At 48.1% G+C, this 17,013-nt stretch carries 12 protein-coding genes and 4 tRNA genes; all 16 read left to right on the top strand.

The window, feature by feature from the left end:
• Window positions 1-106 precede the first annotated feature (106 nt).
• The 16 genes from MJ769_RS10080 (at window position 107) to fusA (ending at window position 16,993) form a co-directional block, all read left to right on the top strand.
• A tRNA-Tyr gene (locus MJ769_RS10080) sits at window positions 107-191 on the top strand.
• A gap of 87 nt (window positions 192-278) precedes the next feature.
• Window positions 279-352: transfer RNA gene (locus tag MJ769_RS10075), tRNA-Gly, on the top strand.
• A gap of 10 nt (window positions 353-362) precedes the next feature.
• Window positions 363-437, top strand: a tRNA-Thr gene (locus MJ769_RS10070).
• Window positions 438-488: 51 nt separating this feature from the next.
• Window positions 489-1,679, top strand: a complete 1,191-nt coding sequence (gene tuf, locus MJ769_RS10065; RefSeq protein WP_239236875.1) for an elongation factor Tu — start codon at window positions 489-491, stop codon at window positions 1,677-1,679.
• 73 nt (window positions 1,680-1,752) lie between these two features.
• A tRNA-Trp gene (locus MJ769_RS10060) sits at window positions 1,753-1,828 on the top strand.
• 33 nt (window positions 1,829-1,861) lie between these two features.
• Complete coding sequence (gene secE, locus MJ769_RS10055) at window positions 1,862-2,206, top strand: preprotein translocase subunit SecE (RefSeq protein WP_239236886.1); 345 nt, start codon at window positions 1,862-1,864, stop codon at window positions 2,204-2,206.
• Window positions 2,206-2,739, top strand: a complete 534-nt coding sequence (nusG, locus tag MJ769_RS10050) for a transcription termination/antitermination protein NusG (protein ID WP_239236885.1) — start codon at window positions 2,206-2,208, stop codon at window positions 2,737-2,739. Before secE ends, nusG begins: the two co-directional genes overlap by 1 nt.
• Before the next feature lie 131 nt (window positions 2,740-2,870).
• Complete coding sequence (gene rplK / locus MJ769_RS10045; protein ID WP_239236884.1) at window positions 2,871-3,302, top strand: 50S ribosomal protein L11; 432 nt, start codon at window positions 2,871-2,873, stop codon at window positions 3,300-3,302.
• 1 nt (window position 3,303) lies between these two features.
• Window positions 3,304-3,999 (top strand): 50S ribosomal protein L1, encoded by a 696-nt coding sequence (gene rplA, locus MJ769_RS10040; protein ID WP_239236883.1) that lies wholly within the window; start codon window positions 3,304-3,306, stop codon window positions 3,997-3,999.
• A 371-nt stretch (window positions 4,000-4,370) separates the two neighbouring features.
• On the top strand, window positions 4,371-4,874 hold the full coding sequence (rplJ, locus tag MJ769_RS10035; protein ID WP_239236882.1) for a 50S ribosomal protein L10: 504 nt from the start codon (window positions 4,371-4,373) through the stop codon (window positions 4,872-4,874).
• A 42-nt stretch (window positions 4,875-4,916) separates the two neighbouring features.
• Window positions 4,917-5,288, top strand: a complete 372-nt coding sequence (gene rplL / locus MJ769_RS10030; protein WP_239236881.1) for a 50S ribosomal protein L7/L12 — start codon at window positions 4,917-4,919, stop codon at window positions 5,286-5,288.
• Between the two features lie 123 nt (window positions 5,289-5,411).
• The gene (gene rpoB, locus MJ769_RS10025; protein WP_239236880.1) at window positions 5,412-9,491 is read left to right on the top strand and encodes a DNA-directed RNA polymerase subunit beta; all 4,080 of its coding nucleotides are present in this window, start codon (window positions 5,412-5,414) and stop codon (window positions 9,489-9,491) included.
• Between the two features lie 82 nt (window positions 9,492-9,573).
• Window positions 9,574-13,797, top strand: a complete 4,224-nt coding sequence (gene rpoC / locus MJ769_RS10020) for a DNA-directed RNA polymerase subunit beta' (protein WP_239236879.1) — start codon at window positions 9,574-9,576, stop codon at window positions 13,795-13,797.
• Window positions 13,798-13,918: 121 nt separating this feature from the next.
• Window positions 13,919-14,296, top strand: coding sequence for a 30S ribosomal protein S12 (gene rpsL, locus MJ769_RS10015; RefSeq protein WP_239236878.1), 378 nt, complete (start codon window positions 13,919-13,921; stop codon window positions 14,294-14,296).
• 83 nt (window positions 14,297-14,379) lie between these two features.
• The gene (gene rpsG / locus MJ769_RS10010; protein WP_239236877.1) at window positions 14,380-14,850 is read left to right on the top strand and encodes a 30S ribosomal protein S7; all 471 of its coding nucleotides are present in this window, start codon (window positions 14,380-14,382) and stop codon (window positions 14,848-14,850) included.
• Between the two features lie 46 nt (window positions 14,851-14,896).
• Window positions 14,897-16,993 carry an elongation factor G gene (fusA, locus tag MJ769_RS10005; protein WP_239236876.1) on the top strand — a complete coding sequence of 699 codons (2,097 nt, stop codon included), beginning with the start codon at window positions 14,897-14,899 and terminating at the stop codon, window positions 16,991-16,993.
• The last annotated feature ends 20 nt before the right edge of the window (window positions 16,994-17,013 follow it).

Below are 17,013 nucleotides of genomic sequence, written 5' to 3'. Positions count from 1 at the left end.
CACCAGCGGACATTTCTATTTGGGAGAAACCGGACATTACTACTTGGGGCTAACAAAGTGTCGTTGACAATGGGGGTAAGGAGATGGATAATAGCTAGTTACGTTTGGAGGGATTCCCGAGCGGTTAAAGGGATCAGACTGTAAATCTGACGGCTCTGCCTTCGAAGGTTCGAATCCTTCTCCCTCCACCAGTTTTTTGTTTCTTTAAGTTTGGTAGCTAAATTTGACTGCGCTGAGTAGTAGTGGTGTGGTTGCATGTCATTTTGGCGGCAAAGCGTGCGGGTGTAGCTCAATGGTAGAGCAGAAGTTTTCCAAACTTACGACGAGGGTTCGATTCCCTTCACCCGCTCCAGTTTGAGTTGGCCCATGTGGCTCAGTGGTAGAGCACTCCCTTGGTAAGGGAGAGGTCGCGGGTCCGATTCCCGCCATGGGCACCAATGGGTTTTGTTGAGATACTATTGTTAATTCGGTGTTGATGAGGAAAAATCATGGCAAAGAGTAAATTTGAGCGTACCAAGCCGCACGTAAATGTAGGTACAATTGGTCACGTTGATCATGGCAAGACCACCCTGACAGCAGCGATTTCCACTGTGCTTTCCAAGAAATTTGGCGGTGAGGCAAAAGCTTATGATCAGATTGACGCAGCGCCGGAAGAAAAGGCGCGCGGCATCACGATTAATACTGCTCATGTTGAGTATGAAACGTCTGGTCGGCATTACGCGCATGTGGACTGTCCTGGTCATGCGGATTACATAAAAAACATGATTACCGGTGCTGCGCAGATGGATGGCGCTATTCTGGTAGTGTCAGCTGCAGATGGCCCGATGCCGCAAACACGTGAACATATACTGTTGGCGCGTCAAGTTGGGGTTCCCTACATTATCGTCTACATGAATAAGGCGGACATGGTTGATGACCCTGAGCTGCTCGAGCTGGTCGAAATGGAAGTGCGCGAGCTTCTAACCAAATATGACTTCCCTGGTGATGATACCCCGATTATTATCGGCAGTGCGCTCAAGGCTTTGCAGGGTGATCAGTCCGAAATTGGCGAGCCCTCCATTTTTCGTTTGGCCGAGGCGCTTGATGCCTATATACCACAACCTATGCGTGTCATGGATGGTACATTTTTGATGCCTGTAGAAGATGTTTTTTCTATCTCTGGTCGAGGCACCGTGGTAACTGGCCGGGTGGAGCGTGGTGTCGTCAAGGTGGGTGAAGAAATTGAAATTATCGGCCTAAAGCCTACTATCAAAACCATATGTACTGGTGTAGAAATGTTCCGCAAGTTGCTTGATCAAGGTCAGGCGGGTGATAACGTAGGAATATTGTTACGTGGTACTAAGCGTGAGGATGTCGAACGTGGTCAGGTTTTGGCTAAACCAGGTTCTATCAGCCCGCATACCAAGTTTACAGCCGAAATATACGTACTCAGTAAAGACGAAGGTGGTCGCCATACACCGTTCTTCCAAGGCTACCGCCCGCAATTCTACTTCCGAACTACCGACGTAACAGGTGCGGTTGAGCTGCCGGAAGGCACTGAAATGGTGATGCCTGGAGACAATGTGTCGGTGACGGTTAGCTTGATCGCCCCAATAGCGATGGAAGAGGGTCTTCGTTTTGCGATACGCGAAGGTGGTCGAACCGTCGGTGCCGGCGTGGTGGCTAAGGTGATTGAATAGCGGCTACAAAGAGGGAGGGGTTGCAAGTGCGGGTCCTCATCTTGGTTGCTTTGCTATTTCCGTTTAAAAAATTAGGCCAGTAGCTCAATTGGTAGAGTATCGGTCTCCAAAACCGAGGGTTGGGGGTTCGAAACCCTCCTGGCCTGCCAGTTAAATCTTCAGGAAAGACGAGCAGATTACGCATGGCAGATAAAATTAAATTAGTTGTCGCGTTTATGTTCGTTGCTGCGGGCATTGCGGGGTTTTATGCTTTGCGCGAAAGTGCTGCAGTTATAAAGCTGGCTTCGGTATTGCTCGGGTTTTCGTTGGCTGCTGTTGTGGTTTGGATGACCGAGCCAGGCAAGCGCTTATTTGCATTTGGCGCGGAATCCGTAGCGGAGGCTAAGCGCGTGGTGTGGCCGTCGCGCAAGGAAACAGTGCAGACCACAGGCGTGGTACTTCTTTTTGCGGTTGTAATGGCATTATTTTTATGGGCGGTTGATGCCAGTTTGTTATTGGTGGTTAATAAATTAATGGGGCGTGAATAATGTCCAAGCGTTGGTTTGTTGTTCATACGTATTCTCAGTTTGAAAAATACGTGCAGCGTGCGTTGCCTGAGCGTATTCAGCGTGCGGAATTAGAAGATCAGTTTGGCCAGATTTTGGTGCCGGTGGAAGAGGTTGTTGAGTTGAAGTCGGGTCAGAAAAATATTAGTGAGCGTAAATTTTTCCCAGGTTATGTGCTGGTCGAGATGGAAATGACCGACGAAAGCTGGCACCTCGTTAAGAGTACGCCCAAGGTTACTGGTTTTTTGGGTGGTTCGGCAATGAAGCCTACTCCCATAAGCGAAAAAGAAGTGCAAAATATTATGCATCAAATGCAGGCTGGAGTAGAAAAGCCGAGACCCAAAGTGTTATTTGAAGTAGGTGAGGCAGTGCGTGTAAAGGATGGGCCGTTCACTGATTTCCATGGTGTGGTAGAAAACGTCAATTATGATAAAAATAAATTGAGGGTGGCAGTGACTATTTTTGGTAGGTCCACACCTGTGGAGTTGGATTTTGGTCAAGTTGAAAAGGCTTGAAGCGGTGAGTTGAGGGTGAGCTATGAAAAGGAGCCGAATGTCGGCATTCTTTACTCAGTTCTTCTTTATTTCTTTTCTTGTTTATCGGGGAGAGCGCGAATGCGTTCGCTTGAACCCATGGGGAGAGTGTTGTGGCAAAGAAGATTATAGGTTTTATCAAGTTGCAAGTTCCAGCCGGTAAGGCGAATCCCAGTCCGCCTATAGGTCCGGCGTTAGGTCAGCGTGGTTTGAATATCATGGAGTTCTGTAAAGCATTTAATGCACAGACTCAGGGCGTAGAGCCGGGCTTGCCAATTCCTGTGGTAATTACGGCTTATGCGGACAAAAGTTTTACATTTATTATGAAAACTCCGCCTGCAACCATTCTAATTAAGAAGGCGGCAGGTGTGCAGAAGGGAAGCCCAAAGCCGCATACAGACAAGGTTGGAAAGTTGACACGTCAACAGGCAGAAGAAATTGCAACAACCAAGATGCCGGATCTGACCGCTGCTGACATGGATGCGGCGGTACGCACTATTGCCGGTAGCGCGCGCAGTATGGGCATTGTTGTGGAGGGGGTATAGCATGGCACATATATCTAAGCGTTATAAGATGTTGATTGCAAAAGTTGACCGTAACAAGCTGTACGCGGTGAATGAGGCGTTGAATTTAGCAAAAGAAACTGCTAAGGCCAAATTTGATGAGTCTATCGACATTGCAATCAATTTAGGCATAGATGCTCGAAAGTCTGATCAATTAGTGCGTGGTGCTGTGGTGTTGCCCAAGGGGACTGGCAAGACAGTACGTATTGCTGTGTTTGCTCAAGGTGCCAAGGCTGATGAAGCTAAGGCGGCTGGTGCGGATGTGGTGGGCTTCGAAGATTTGGCTGAGAGTATCAAAGCTGGCAATATGAATTTTGATGTTGTGATAGCTTCCCCTGATGCTATGCGTATCGTTGGTCAATTAGGTCAGATTCTTGGACCGCGTGGATTGATGCCTAACCCTAAGGTGGGTACGGTATCCGTTGATGTGGCTGGCGCCGTGAGAAATGCTAAGGCTGGTCAGGTGCAGTACCGCACCGATAAGAATGGAGTCATACAGTGCACCATTGGACGCGCTTCATTCGCTTTGGAAGCGCTACGCGAAAATTTGATGGCGCTGGTCGATGCCTTAAATAAAGCTAGGCCAGCTGCTGCAAAGGGTGTGTACCTAAAAAAAATGTCTGTTTCCAGCACGATGGGTGTGGGTATTCGCATTGAGCAGGCTAGTTTAGCGGGATAATTTCGTATCTTCTTAACTCTAATTATAGAAATCCGGAAGTTGTTCTTCGTAATAATTTAAAGTTAGAGGATGGTCTAAATACAGATTGTGCGGCATGATTGATTAGATCGTTGTGCTGTAGACAGGCTTTGAACTGCTGGCTTATTGGCAGATTGTCAAAGACCGTAAGTACCCGATAGGGTTTAATGTAAAGAAGTGGTGTTGTGTGGAGGCATTAAGATCAAGGCTTCTGCTGCTCCCTTTTACTTGCGCTTACGTAGATGGTGTGTCCGTGATAAGGCGCGATGTTATAGCTCTGGCTTAAGGACGCAGTTTTTAACGATGGATCGCTGAGCTTTGGTTTGGTGTTCCAATTGAAGATGGAGAATGATTTGGGTCTTAATCTGCAAGATAAACAAGCAATAGTGGCAGAAGTTAACGAGCAGGTAACGCAAGCTCAGACTATTGTATTGGCAGAGTACCGTGGCATTGCAGTCAGCGATATTACAAAGCTGCGCGCCACTGCACGCAAGTCTGATGTGTATTTTCGTGTGTTAAAAAACTCATTGGCGCGTCGAGCTGTACTAGGCACTCAATTTGAGGGCTTGGCTGAAAAAATGGTTGGACCGCTGGTCTACAGTATTAGTGCTGATCCCGTCGCGGCAGCGAAAATAGTGCATGAATTTGCCAAGACAAACAGCAAGATGATAATCAAGGCAGGTGCGATGGTTGGTTCTTTGATGTCTGCGGAGCAGATCGCTGAGCTGGCTGCTATCCCAAGTCGAAATGAGTTGATTGCACGTTTGATGGCGACCATGAATGCCGCGACCAGTAATTTCGTGCGCGGCTTAGCTGCTATCCGCGATAAAAAGGAAGCCGAAACGGCCGCTGTTTAACGCTCTTGTCAAACTTTTCGAATTAATATTAGGAGAACAATTATGGCTGTAAATAAGGCTGACATTCTGGACGCAATTGCGCAAATGACAGTGCTGGAATTATCTGTGCTGATCAAAGAAATGGAAGAAAAATTTGGAGTATCCGCTGCTGCTGTGGCTGTTGCAGCGCCTGCAGCGGCTGCAGGCGCTGCAACAGCTGAACAAACTGAGTTCAGTGTGATACTAACTGCTGCGGGTGCTAGTAAGGTGAACGTGATTAAAGTGGTTCGTGCGATTACCGGCCTCGGGTTGAAAGAGGCTAAGGATCTAGTCGATGGTGCACCGAAGGCAGTAAAAGAAGGTGTGAGCAATTCCGATGCTGACGCTATCTTGAAACAATTGATCGAGGCTGGTGCAACTGCTGAAATCAAGTAAATATTGTACGTGTCAAAAGGCTGACGGATGCCCGCCAGCCTTTTGCCGTTTTAAGAAGATAATGGACAGCAGGCTATAAAATGGTTTTTGTCCATTGTCTTTTCCCTCGGTCGTGGAGATATTATGAGTTATTCTTTTACTGAAAAAAAACGTATTCGTAAAAGTTTTGCAAAACGTGTCGGTGCTTTGCCGATACCATTTTTGCTGTCCACGCAACTTGAATCATACAGTGCTTTTCTTCAGGCCAGTCTATTGCCTGAGCAACGAATAAACGATGGACTGCAAGCTGCTTTCCATTCAATTTTTCCAATTGAGAGCCATAACAAATATGCGCGTCTTGATTTTGTTAGCTACAACTTGGGTGTGCCTCCTTTCGATGTAAAAGAGTGCCAGCAACGTGGTTTGACGTATGCATCCCCGATACGTGCTCGTGTGCGCTTGACCTTGTTCGATAAGGAGGTATCCAAGCCGACCGTCGTAAAGGAAGTGAAAGAGCAAGAAGTATACATGGGTGAAATACCATTAATGACGAATACTGGTTCATTTGTCGTTAATGGCACCGAACGAGTTATTGTTTCGCAATTGCACCGTTCACCAGGCGTTTTCTTTGAACATGACCGCGGTAAAACGCATAGCTCAGGCAAATTATTGTTTTCAGCGCGCATTATTCCATATCGCGGCTCATGGCTGGATTTCGAGTTCGATGCAAAGGATTATGTTTATTTCCGTATAGATCGTCGTCGCAAAATGCCGGTCACTATTTTATTGAAATCGCTAGGCTACACACCCGAGCAGATTCTTGAGGCTTTTTTTGACTGCGATACGTTTCACCTTGGTAAAAAAGGGATTCAGTTTGAAGTGGTGCCAGCTCGCTTGCGTGGAGAAGTGGCGCGCTTTGATATCCTAGACAAGAGTGGCAAGGTGATAGTGGCCGGTGGCAAGCGGATTACTGTGCGCCATATTCGTGAAATTCAGGAAGCAGGTATTGACAAATTAGCTGTAGAGGATGATTTTCTGTACGAGCGCGTGCTGGCTAATAACGTCATAGATAAGGATAGTGGCGAAATTATCGCCAATGCCAACGATGAGATCACAGAAGAGTTGTTGGCTAAACTGCAGGCGGCTGGCGAGAAAAAAATCCGTACGCTCTATACAAATAATCTGGATCAAGGGGGTTACATATCTCAGACTTTGCGTACTGATGAAACTACCGACCAGTGGACGGCACGAGTTGCTATCTATCGTATGATCCGTCCCGGAGAGCCGCCTACAGAGGATGCGGTGGAAAACCTCTTTAACGGACTGTTTTTCTCAGACGAGCGTTATAACTTATCGGTTGTAGGGCGTATGAAATTCAATCGTCGTATTGGATCAGATGAGCTGACAGGTCCAGTTACGCTGTCCAACGAGGACATCGTCGCGGTAATCAAAATTATGGTCGAGTTGCGCAATGGTCGTGGCGAAATTGACGATATTGATCACCTCGGTAACCGACGTGTGCGCGCTGTCGGTGAATTGGCTGAGAACCAGTTTCGCACTGGGTTGGCGCGCGTTGAACGTGCAGTAAAGGAACGTTTGGGCCAGGCCGAAACAGACAATCTAATGCCGCATGACTTGATTAATGCTAAACCAATTTCTGCGGCGGTTAAGGAGTTCTTCGGCTCAAGTCAATTGTCGCAATTTATGGATCAGACTAACCCCTTGTCGGAAGTGACGCACAAACGCCGTATCTCTGCGCTTGGGCCTGGTGGGTTAACTCGTGAACGTGCTGGCTTCGAAGTGCGTGATGTACACCCGACACATTATGGTCGTTTGTGCCCGATTGAGACGCCCGAGGGGCCGAATATTGGCTTGATCAATTCGTTGGCACTATATGCGCGCATTAATAATTATGGTTTCATTGAAACGCCATATCGCCATGTGGTTGTGGGCAATGCGACTGATGAAGTTAAATACTTATCTGCGATTGAGGAAGGCAAGTTTACCATTGCTCAGGCCAACGCTACGCTAGACAGTAAAGGAAAGTTTACTAATGACGTGATTTCATCTCGCCAGAACAACGAGTTCGTGCTGGCTTCGCCGGATCGCATTGAATACATGGATGTGGCACCTGCCCAGGTGGTGTCAGTGGCGGCGGCGCTAATACCTTTCTTGGAGCATGATGATGCAAATCGAGCTTTAATGGGAGCTAATATGCAGCGCCAAGCTGTGCCTTGTTTACGTGCAGAGAAAGCGTTGGTTGGAACTGGAATTGAACGCACTGTGGCAGTGGATTCCGGCACCACAGTTCAGGCATGGCGAGGCGGGCGAATTGATTACGTGGATGCTGGTCGTATTGTAGTTAGAGTTAATGATGATGAAACTACACACGGCGAAGTTGGCGTGGATATATATAATCTGACCAAGTACACCCGCTCTAATCAGAACACTAACATCAACCAGCGTCCGCTGGTCAAGATGGGGGACGTAATTGCTCGTGACGATGTGATTGCTGACGGCGCGTCCACCGATATGGGTGAGTTGGCTCTGGGCCAGAATATGCTGGTGGCGTTCATGCCTTGGAATGGCTACAACTATGAGGACTCGATTCTGATTTCCGAGCGAGTGGTGGCGGAAGATCGATTCACCTCTATTCATATTGAAGAGCTTACAGTTGTGGCGCGCGATACCAAACTTGGTTCGGAGGAGATTACTCGTGACATTCCTAATCTTTCCGAGGGGCAAATGGCTCGTTTGGATGAGTGCGGCATTGTGCACATTGGCGCAGAAGTCGGGGTTGGTGACGTACTGGTTGGTAAAGTTACTCCTAAAGGTGAAACTCAACTGACACCAGAGGAAAAATTGCTTCGCGCTATTTTTGGCGAAAAAGCATCCGATGTCAAGGATACAAGCCTGCGAGTGCAAGCTGGAATTTCTGGGACAGTGATTGATGTGCAGGTGTTTACACGAGAGGGATTGCAGCGTGATCAACGCGCACAACAAATTATCGACGATGAATTGAAACGTTATAAGAAAGATTTAGCTGATCAAATGCGTATCGTTGAAGTCGATGTGTTTACTCGCCTTGGTAGGCTGCTATTAGGTAAGGTAGTCAATGGAGGGCCCAAAAAACTAGCTAAGGGTACCAAGTTGACCAAGGAATACCTAGATAGCTTGGAGCGTCATCAATGGTTCGATATTCGACTCGATAGCGAAGATACTGCATCACAACTGGAGCAGGTCAAGGAAAGTTTAGTGCAAAAGCGATTGGAATTCGATGCGGCATTTGAATTAAAGAAGCGAAATTTGACTCAAGGCGATGAGCTGCAAGTTGGCGTGCAGAAGATGGTTAAGGTGTATGTGGCGGTGAAACGTCGTTTGCAGCCTGGCGACAAGATGGCTGGTCGTCATGGTAACAAGGGTGTTGTGTCACGCATTGTGCCGGTGGAAGACATGCCTTATATGGCGGATGGCACGCCAGTTGACATTGTGTTGAACCCGCTTGGTGTTCCATCGCGTATGAATGTAGGGCAGATATTGGAAACCCATTTGGGTTGGGCTGCTAAGGGCTTGGGGCAGAAGATAGGCAAGATGTTGGACATACAAGCCAAAATTGAAACAATTCGTACATTCCTAAGTAAAATTTATATGCATGATCAGGCAGTGGAGATTGCTGCGTTCAGTGACGAGGAGGTGCTAGATCTCTGCCATAACCTGAGAGGTGGTGTTCCGTTTGCCACGCCGGTGTTCGATGGCGCGAATGAAGATGAAATTAAGGACATGTTAGAGCTAGCAGACTTACCGCGTTCAGGCCAGGTAACACTATACGATGGGCGGAGTGGAGTTGCATTTGATCGTTCAGTCACGGTGGGTTATATGCATGTATTAAAGCTGAATCACTTGGTGGATGACAAGATGCACGCGCGTTCCACAGGCCCTTACAGTTTGGTTACACAGCAACCGCTGGGCGGCAAGGCGCAATTCGGAGGCCAGCGTTTTGGTGAAATGGAAGTATGGGCGCTGGAAGCATATGGCGCAGCCTACACGCTACAGGAAATGCTTACAGTCAAGTCAGATGATGTGGCTGGGCGCACCAAGATTTACGAGAGCATTGTCAAGGGCGATCACAAGATTGATGCCGGTATGCCGGAGTCCTTCAATGTGCTAACCAAGGAAGTCCGTTCCTTGGCTATTGATATCGATCTTGTTCGTCATCGAGAGTAGGGAATAGCGGCGCATTGAACGCCGCTCAAGATTGGTGCGCAAAGCGTACCCTACATTGCTGCCGAATATTTAGGAGTTACATATGAAAGCATTGCTGGATTTGTTCAGGCAAGTAACGCAGAAGGATGAGTTCGACGCGATCAAGATCGGGCTGGCCTCACCGGAGAAAATTCGTTCTTGGTCCTACGGCGAAGTGAAGAAGCCGGAAACCATTAACTATCGTACCTTCAAGCCGGAGCGCGATGGCTTGTTTTGCGCCAAAATTTTTGGCCCTACCAAGGACTATGAGTGCTTGTGCGGCAAGTATAAGCGCCTAAAACATCGTGGGGTTATCTGCGAGAAATGCGGTGTGGAAGTAACGCTATCTAAAGTGCGTCGCGAACGTATGGGGCATATCGAACTGGCAAGTCCGGTGGCGCATATTTGGTTCTTAAAGTCCTTGCCGTCGCGCTTGGGAATGGTGCTGGATATGACGTTACGCGACATAGAGCGCGTACTCTATTTCGAAGCATACGTAGTGACTGACCCAGGGATGTCCACGCTCGAGCGCGCTCAATTACTATCTGAAGATGATTATCTGGCCAAACTCGAAGAATATGGCGATGAGTTTTCCGCAGTAATGGGGGCGGAAGGAATACGCGCTCTATTGCACGCGTTGGATGTGCCAGCTGAGGTGGAAAAGTTGCGTGCCGATCTTGAAGCGACTAGTTCTGAAACAAAAATAAAGAAATATGCGAAAAGACTGAAGATACTTGAGGCATTTCTGCTCTCCGGCATCAAGCCCGAGTGGATGATTATGATGGTGTTGCCAGTTTTGCCGCCAGAGCTGCGTCCACTAGTTCCGCTAGATGGCGGACGCTTTGCGACTTCTGATCTGAATGATTTGTATCGCCGTGTAATCAACCGGAATAACCGCTTGAAACGCCTTCTGGAGTTGAAGGCGCCAGAAATTATTGTGCGCAATGAAAAGCGCATGCTACAGGAATCAATTGACTCACTTTTGGATAATGGTCGTCGCGGAAAGGCAATGACTGGCGCTAACAAGCGTCCGTTGAAATCGTTGGCTGATATGATCAAGGGCAAAGGCGGGCGTTTCCGTCAAAATTTGCTAGGTAAACGTGTAGATTATTCCGGTCGTTCTGTAATTGTGGTGGGTCCGCAATTGAAATTGCATCAGTGCGGTTTGCCCAAGAAAATGGCGCTGGAGCTATTCAAGCCATTTATTTTTCACAAACTTGAAGTTCTCGGGCTGGCCACAACCATTAAAGCAGGTAAGCGTATGGTGGAAGCGGAAGAGCCGGTTGTGTGGGATATACTGGAAGACGTCATCCGTGAACATCCTGTGCTGTTAAATCGAGCGCCTACGCTACATCGTCTCGGTATTCAAGCATTTGAGCCGATTCTGATTGAAGGGAAGGCAATCCAGTTGCACCCATTGGTTTGTACAGCTTTCAACGCCGATTTCGACGGTGATCAGATGGCAGTGCACGTCCCGCTGTCACTGGAAGCGCAGATGGAGTGCCGTACCTTGATGTTGGCTTCCAATAATGTGCTGTCGCCTGCCAATGGCGAGCCTATTATTGTTCCGTCGCAGGATATTGTGCTTGGGCTGTATTATATGACGCGCGAAAAAATCGGTGCACTGGGTGAAGGCGCCTTGTTTGCGGACGTATCTGAAGCGCTCCGAGCTTATGAGTCGGGTCATGTTGATCTACAGGCCAAAGTGGTAGTACGCATTACTGAAATTTATTTTGATGAAAAAAATGAAAGTCAGGAGAGGCGATCACGGTATGAAACTACTGTGGGACGTGCCATTTTATCAGATATTTTGCCAGATGGTCTGCCGTTCAGCTTGGTCAATAAAGCATTAAAGAAGAAAGAAATTTCTCGACTTATCAACACTTGCTTCGGTCGTTGTGGTTTGCGCAATACCGTGATTATGGCTGACAAGTTAATGTCTACCGGCTTTACTTATGCTACCCGTGCCGGTATTTCAATTTGCTTGGATGACATGCTGGTTCCATCACAAAAACATGAGTTAATTGCTGCAGCAGGAAAAGAGGTGAGTGAGATTGACGTGCAATACACATCCGGCTTGGTGACTCAAGGCGAACGTTACAACAAAGTGGTGGACATCTGGGGGCGTACCGGTGATCGAGTGGCCAAAGCTATGATGGATCAGTTGGGTAGTGAGCCTGTGATTGACCGTGCGAGCTCTAAGCAGCTTATTGATAATAAGGGCAAAGTGGTAATGCAGGAATCTTTCAATTCCATATATATGATGGCTGACTCTGGTGCGCGCGGTTCTGCAGCTCAGATTCGCCAATTAGCAGGAATGCGTGGCCTGATGGCCAAGCCAGATGGTTCTATAATTGAAACTCCGATTACCGCAAACTTCCGTGAGGGGCTGAATATGCTGCAATATTTCATATCCACTCATGGCGCACGAAAAGGGTTGGCCGATACTGCACTGAAGACCGCGAATTCTGGTTATCTAACACGTCGTCTGGTTGATGTAACCCAAGATTTGGTGGTGGCTGAAGAAGATTGCGGAACTAGTGCTGGTGCAGCATTGAAGGCGCTGGTTGAGGGCGGCGAGGTGATTGAAGCATTGCGAGAGCGCATATTAGGTCGCGTTGTTAGCAAGGATGTCGTCAATCCAGTAAGCAGCGAAACGCTATATGAAGCGGGCACTCTATTGGATGAAGATATGGTTGACAGCATCGAATCGCTGGGTATCGATGAAGTACATGTACGGACGCCATTGACTTGCGAAACTCGATATGGTTTGTGCGTCAATTGTTACGGTCGCGACTTAGGTCGAGGTGGGCCTGTGACGGTAGGCGAGGCAGTTGGCGTAATTGCTGCGCAGTCCATAGGCGAACCGGGTACACAATTAACTATGCGTACTTTCCATATTGGTGGCGCGGCATCGCGTACTGTGGTTGCCAGTCAGGTTGAGGGTAAGTCTAATGGTCAGATGAAGTACAGCGCGAACATGCGTACCGTCAGTAATACACGAGGTGAGGTAGTGGTGGTGGCGCGTAGCGGCGAAATAATGGTTACCGATGAGCATGGACGTGAGCGCGAACGCCACAAGGTGCCATATGGCGCGATGTTGGCTGTGCAAGAAGGCAGCTCGGTTCGTGCAGGTGAAGTGCTAGCTACATGGGATCCTCATACCCGTCCTATTATTACCGAATATGCCGGTCGGGCAAGCTTCGAAAATGTAAAAGAGGGCGTTACAGTTACCAGAGAAATAGATGAGGTAACTGGATTATCCACCCTTGTGGTGGATCCCAAGCTGGCTGGTACCCAAGGTAAAGGCGTCTTGCGGCCATTGGTACGCTTGCTCGACGAAGAGGGGCAAGAAATCAAGATGGCGGCAACAGAGTTACCAGTTTCGGTAACATTTCAGACGGGCTGCATCATCACCGTAGTAGATGGTCAGCCTGTTGGTGTAGGAGAGGTCTTAGCGAGAATTCCGCAAGAAAGTAGCAAGACCCGTGACATTACAGGGGGGCTTCCACGTGTTGCGGAGCTTTTCGAAGCACGTTCACCTAAGAATGCTGGTATGTTAGCGGAAGTTACCGGAACGGCATCTTTCGGCAAAGATACCAAGGGTAAGCAACGTTTGGTTATCACCGATATTGAAGGTGTGGCGCATGAATTTCTTATAACTAAAGACAAGCATGTTCTAGTGCACGATGGCCAAATAGTGACCCAAGGCGAAATGATTGTGGACGGTCCGCGCGATCCACATGATATTTTGCGATTGTTGGGGGTGGCGGCGCTGGCACGTTATATCGCTGATGAAGTGCAGGATGTATACCGCCTACAGGGTGTTAAGATTAATGACAAGCATATTGAAGTGATAGTACGCCAGATGCTGCGCCGAGTGCAGATTGTAGATGAGGGTGGCACCAAGTTCATCCCTAAAGAACAGGTGGAGCGCGCAGATTTGCTGCAAGAGAATGAACGTGTTGAGAGTGAGGGAAAGCAACCAGCAACATATGAGTATATGTTGCTGGGAATAACCAAGGCATCATTATCCACTGATTCGTTTATATCTGCAGCATCCTTTCAGGAAACTACGCGCGTTCTGACTGAAGCTGCGATTATGGGGAAGAGAGACGAGCTTCGTGGTCTTAAGGAGAACGTCATTGTGGGTCGCTTGATTCCGGCAGGAACGGGCTTGGCCTATCATGCTGCACGGCGTAAGCAGCGGCAGGGGTTGGGTCTGGAAACGACGTTGTTGAGCGAACAAGAGCTGGCTGCAGAAATACAAGACAACCAGCTTGCTTGACAGCCTGAGGATTCCTCAATAGAATGCGCGGTCATTTTGTTTGCGCCAGATAGGGCAAAGCATAGTCTGCGCGGCTATTTTTCATATTGCTGATACATAGAATTTTTAGGAAATTTAGATAATGCCAACCATCAACCAATTAGTGCGTAAGCCTCGTGTTGCTGAACGTATAAAAAGTAAAGTCCCTGCCCTAGGTGGGAGTCCCCAAAAACGGGGGGTATGTACCCGTGTGTATACTACAACACCAAAGAAACCAAACTCTGCTTTACGCAAGGTTGCCAAGGTTCGTCTAACAAATGGTTTTGAAGTTATCTCCTACATTGGCGGTGAAGGCCATAACTTGCAGGAGCACTCGGTGGTGCTTATACGTGGTGGCCGAGTAAAAGATTTGCCTGGTGTTCGATACCACATGGTGCGAGGAAACTTGGATACGGCCGGAGTAAAAGATCGGAAGCAGTCCCGATCTAAATATGGTACAAAGCGCCCCAAAAAGGCCTAGCTTATCGCTAGGTAAGTATTTGGCTATGTAAGTATTTGGTAATTAGCCAGTTTCGAATTTGCCAGTTAATATGAGGTTTAGATATGCCAAGACGTAGAGAAGTTCCCAAGCGCGAAATCCTTCCGGACCCAAAATATGGTAACCAAGATCTTTCCAAATTCGTTAATGTTTTGATGACCGCTGGTAAAAAGTCTGTAGCCGAGCGCATACTCTATGGTGCTTTGGAACAAATAGTTAAAAAAAGCGGTAAAGATCCGATCGAAGTGTTCAATCTTGCGTTAACTAATGTCAGGCCTCAAGTGGAGGTAAAAAGCCGACGTGTCGGGGGGGCGAACTATCAGGTTCCTGTTGAAGTTCGTCCTTCGCGGCGTATGGCGTTGGCGATGCGTTGGCTCAAAGACTTTGCACGTAAACGTGGCGAGAAATCCATGGGGATGCGCTTGGCTGGCGAATTGCTTGACGCGTCAGAAAGCCGTGGTGGTGCAGTTAAAAAACGCGAAGAAGTTCACCGTATGGCTGAAGCGAATAAAGCCTTTTCGCACTTTCGTTTCTAGGTTGTTTAGTTTTTTCTGATGGTTTAAATTAAGTTAGGTAATTACTGTGGCAAGGAAAACATTAATCGAACGATACCGTAATATCGGTATTAGCGCACATATAGATGCTGGTAAAACTACGACCACTGAGCGGGTTTTATTCTACACGGGTGTGTCTCACAAGATTGGTGAGGTGCATGATGGTGCTGCTGTGATGGATTGGATGGAGCAGGAGCAAGAGCGGGGTATTACCATTACATCGGCTGCGACAACTTGTTATTGGAAAGGTATGGACTCCAGTTTGCCTGAGCACCGCATTAACATCATCGATACGCCAGGGCACGTAGACTTCACTATCGAGGTTGAGAGATCAATGCGCGTACTGGATGGTGCGTGCATGGTGTATTGTGCCGTGGGCGGTGTGCAACCTCAGTCTGAGACGGTGTGGCGTCAGGCCAATAAGTATGGTGTGCCGCGCTTGGCTTTTGTTAATAAGATGGATCGTTCTGGTGCGAATTTCCTTAAAGTTTTTGAACAAATGCGTACTCGATTGCGCGCAAATGTGGTGCCGATACAATTGCCAATTGGCGCAGAGGAAAAGTTTGAGGGTGTGATTGACTTGGTAAGGATGAAGGCGATTTACTGGGATGAGCCCTCTCAGGGAATGAAATTTGAGTTGCGTGATATTCCTGTTGAGCTGTTGGCGGCAGCGCAAGAATGGCGTGCGAAAATGGTAGAGAGTGCTGCTGAGGCATCCGAGGAGATGATGAACAAGTATCTCGAGGAGGGGGACTTGTCCGAGGCTGAGATTAAGCAATGTTTGCGCATTCGAACCATTGCCAGTGAAATAGTGCCGATGCTATGTGGCTCTGCTTTCAAAAACAAGGGCGTGCAAGCTATGCTGGATGCGGTGATTGACTATTTGCCTGCGCCGACGGACATTCCTCCAGTTGCAGGTGAATTGGAAGATGGATCAATGGGGGAGCGAAAGGCGAACGACGATGAGCCATTTTCAGCTTTAGCCTTTAAAATTATGACCGACCCATTTGTCGGGCAGTTGATTTTCTTCCGCGTGTATTCTGGTCAGTTGAAGGCAGGCGATACAATCTATAACCCTATCAAAGGTAAAAAGGAACGAATAGGCCGTATCTTATTGATGCACGCGAATGAGCGAGAAGAAGTTAAAGAGGTTTATGCGGGTGATATCGTTGCTGCAGTGGGCTTAAAAGAGGCAACTACTGGCGAGACTTTGTGTGATCCACTCAATGTGATAACGTTGGAGCGTATGATATTTCCAGAGCCAGTTATTCATATTGCTGTCGAGCCGAAGACAAAGGCTGACCAAGAAAAGATGGGTATGGCCTTGAATCGCTTGGCAAAAGAAGATCCGTCATTCCGTGTGCACACAGATATGGAGTCTGGTCAAACCATCATTTCAGGTATGGGTGAGCTGCACTTGGAGGTATTGGTTGAGCGCATGAAGCGAGAATTTGGGGTGGAGGCTAATATTGGTGCGCCGCAAGTGGCTTACCGTGAAGCGATACGTAAGGCGGTTGAGGTTGAGGGTAAGTTCGTGAAGCAGTCGGGTGGGCGTGGTCAATTTGGTCATGTATGGTTAAAAGTAGAGCCAAACGAAACTGGCAAGGGGTTTGAGTTTGTGGATGCCATTAAAGGCGGTGCGGTTCCGCGTGAATTTATTCCGGCGGTTAAGAAAGGTTTAGAGGATACTTTGCCGAATGGTGTATTGGCGGGCTTTCCCGTGGTGGATGTTAAAGTTACTCTGTTCGATGGGTCTTACCACGATGTAGACTCTAACGAAAATGCTTTTAAGATGGCCGCTTCTATGGGGTTCAAAGATGGTATGCGGAAGGCAAGCCCAGTGTTGCTTGAGCCGATGATGTCGGTTGAGGTGGAAACTCCGGAAGATTACACGGGCACGGTGATGGGTGATTTGTCATCTCGTCGTGGCATGGTTCAGGGTATGGATGACATGGCTGGGGGTGGAAAAAGTGTAAAGGCCGAAGTTCCCTTGGCAGAGATGTTTGGTTATTCTACTGCATTGCGTTCCGCAACCCAGGGGCGAGCCACTTACACGATGGAGTTTAAGCATTACGCTGAGGCACCAAAAAATGTGGCTGAAACGGTGATGAGTAGCAGGAAATAATTTAAGTTGGCTCATAAACT

It is taken from the genome of Candidatus Nitrotoga sp. BS (assembly GCF_927797785.1).
Taxonomy (GTDB): domain Bacteria; phylum Pseudomonadota; class Gammaproteobacteria; order Burkholderiales; family Gallionellaceae; genus Nitrotoga.
Note: the sequence above shows the minus strand (reverse complement) of the source record. Positions and strands in the feature narration are given on the sequence as shown.

Coding starts and splice junctions, on each gene's coding strand:
- tuf (WP_239236875.1), top strand. CDS start 489: ATGGCAAAGAGTAAATTTGAGCGTACCAAGCCGCACGTAAATGTAGGT.
- secE (WP_239236886.1), top strand. CDS start 1,862: ATGGCAGATAAAATTAAATTAGTTGTCGCGTTTATGTTCGTTGCTGCG.
- nusG (WP_239236885.1), top strand. CDS start 2,206: ATGTCCAAGCGTTGGTTTGTTGTTCATACGTATTCTCAGTTTGAAAAA.
- rplA (WP_239236883.1), top strand. CDS start 3,304: ATGGCACATATATCTAAGCGTTATAAGATGTTGATTGCAAAAGTTGAC.
- rplL (WP_239236881.1), top strand. CDS start 4,917: ATGGCTGTAAATAAGGCTGACATTCTGGACGCAATTGCGCAAATGACA.
- rpoB (WP_239236880.1), top strand. CDS start 5,412: ATGAGTTATTCTTTTACTGAAAAAAAACGTATTCGTAAAAGTTTTGCA.
- rpoC (WP_239236879.1), top strand. CDS start 9,574: ATGAAAGCATTGCTGGATTTGTTCAGGCAAGTAACGCAGAAGGATGAG.
- rpsL (WP_239236878.1), top strand. CDS start 13,919: ATGCCAACCATCAACCAATTAGTGCGTAAGCCTCGTGTTGCTGAACGT.
- rpsG (WP_239236877.1), top strand. CDS start 14,380: ATGCCAAGACGTAGAGAAGTTCCCAAGCGCGAAATCCTTCCGGACCCA.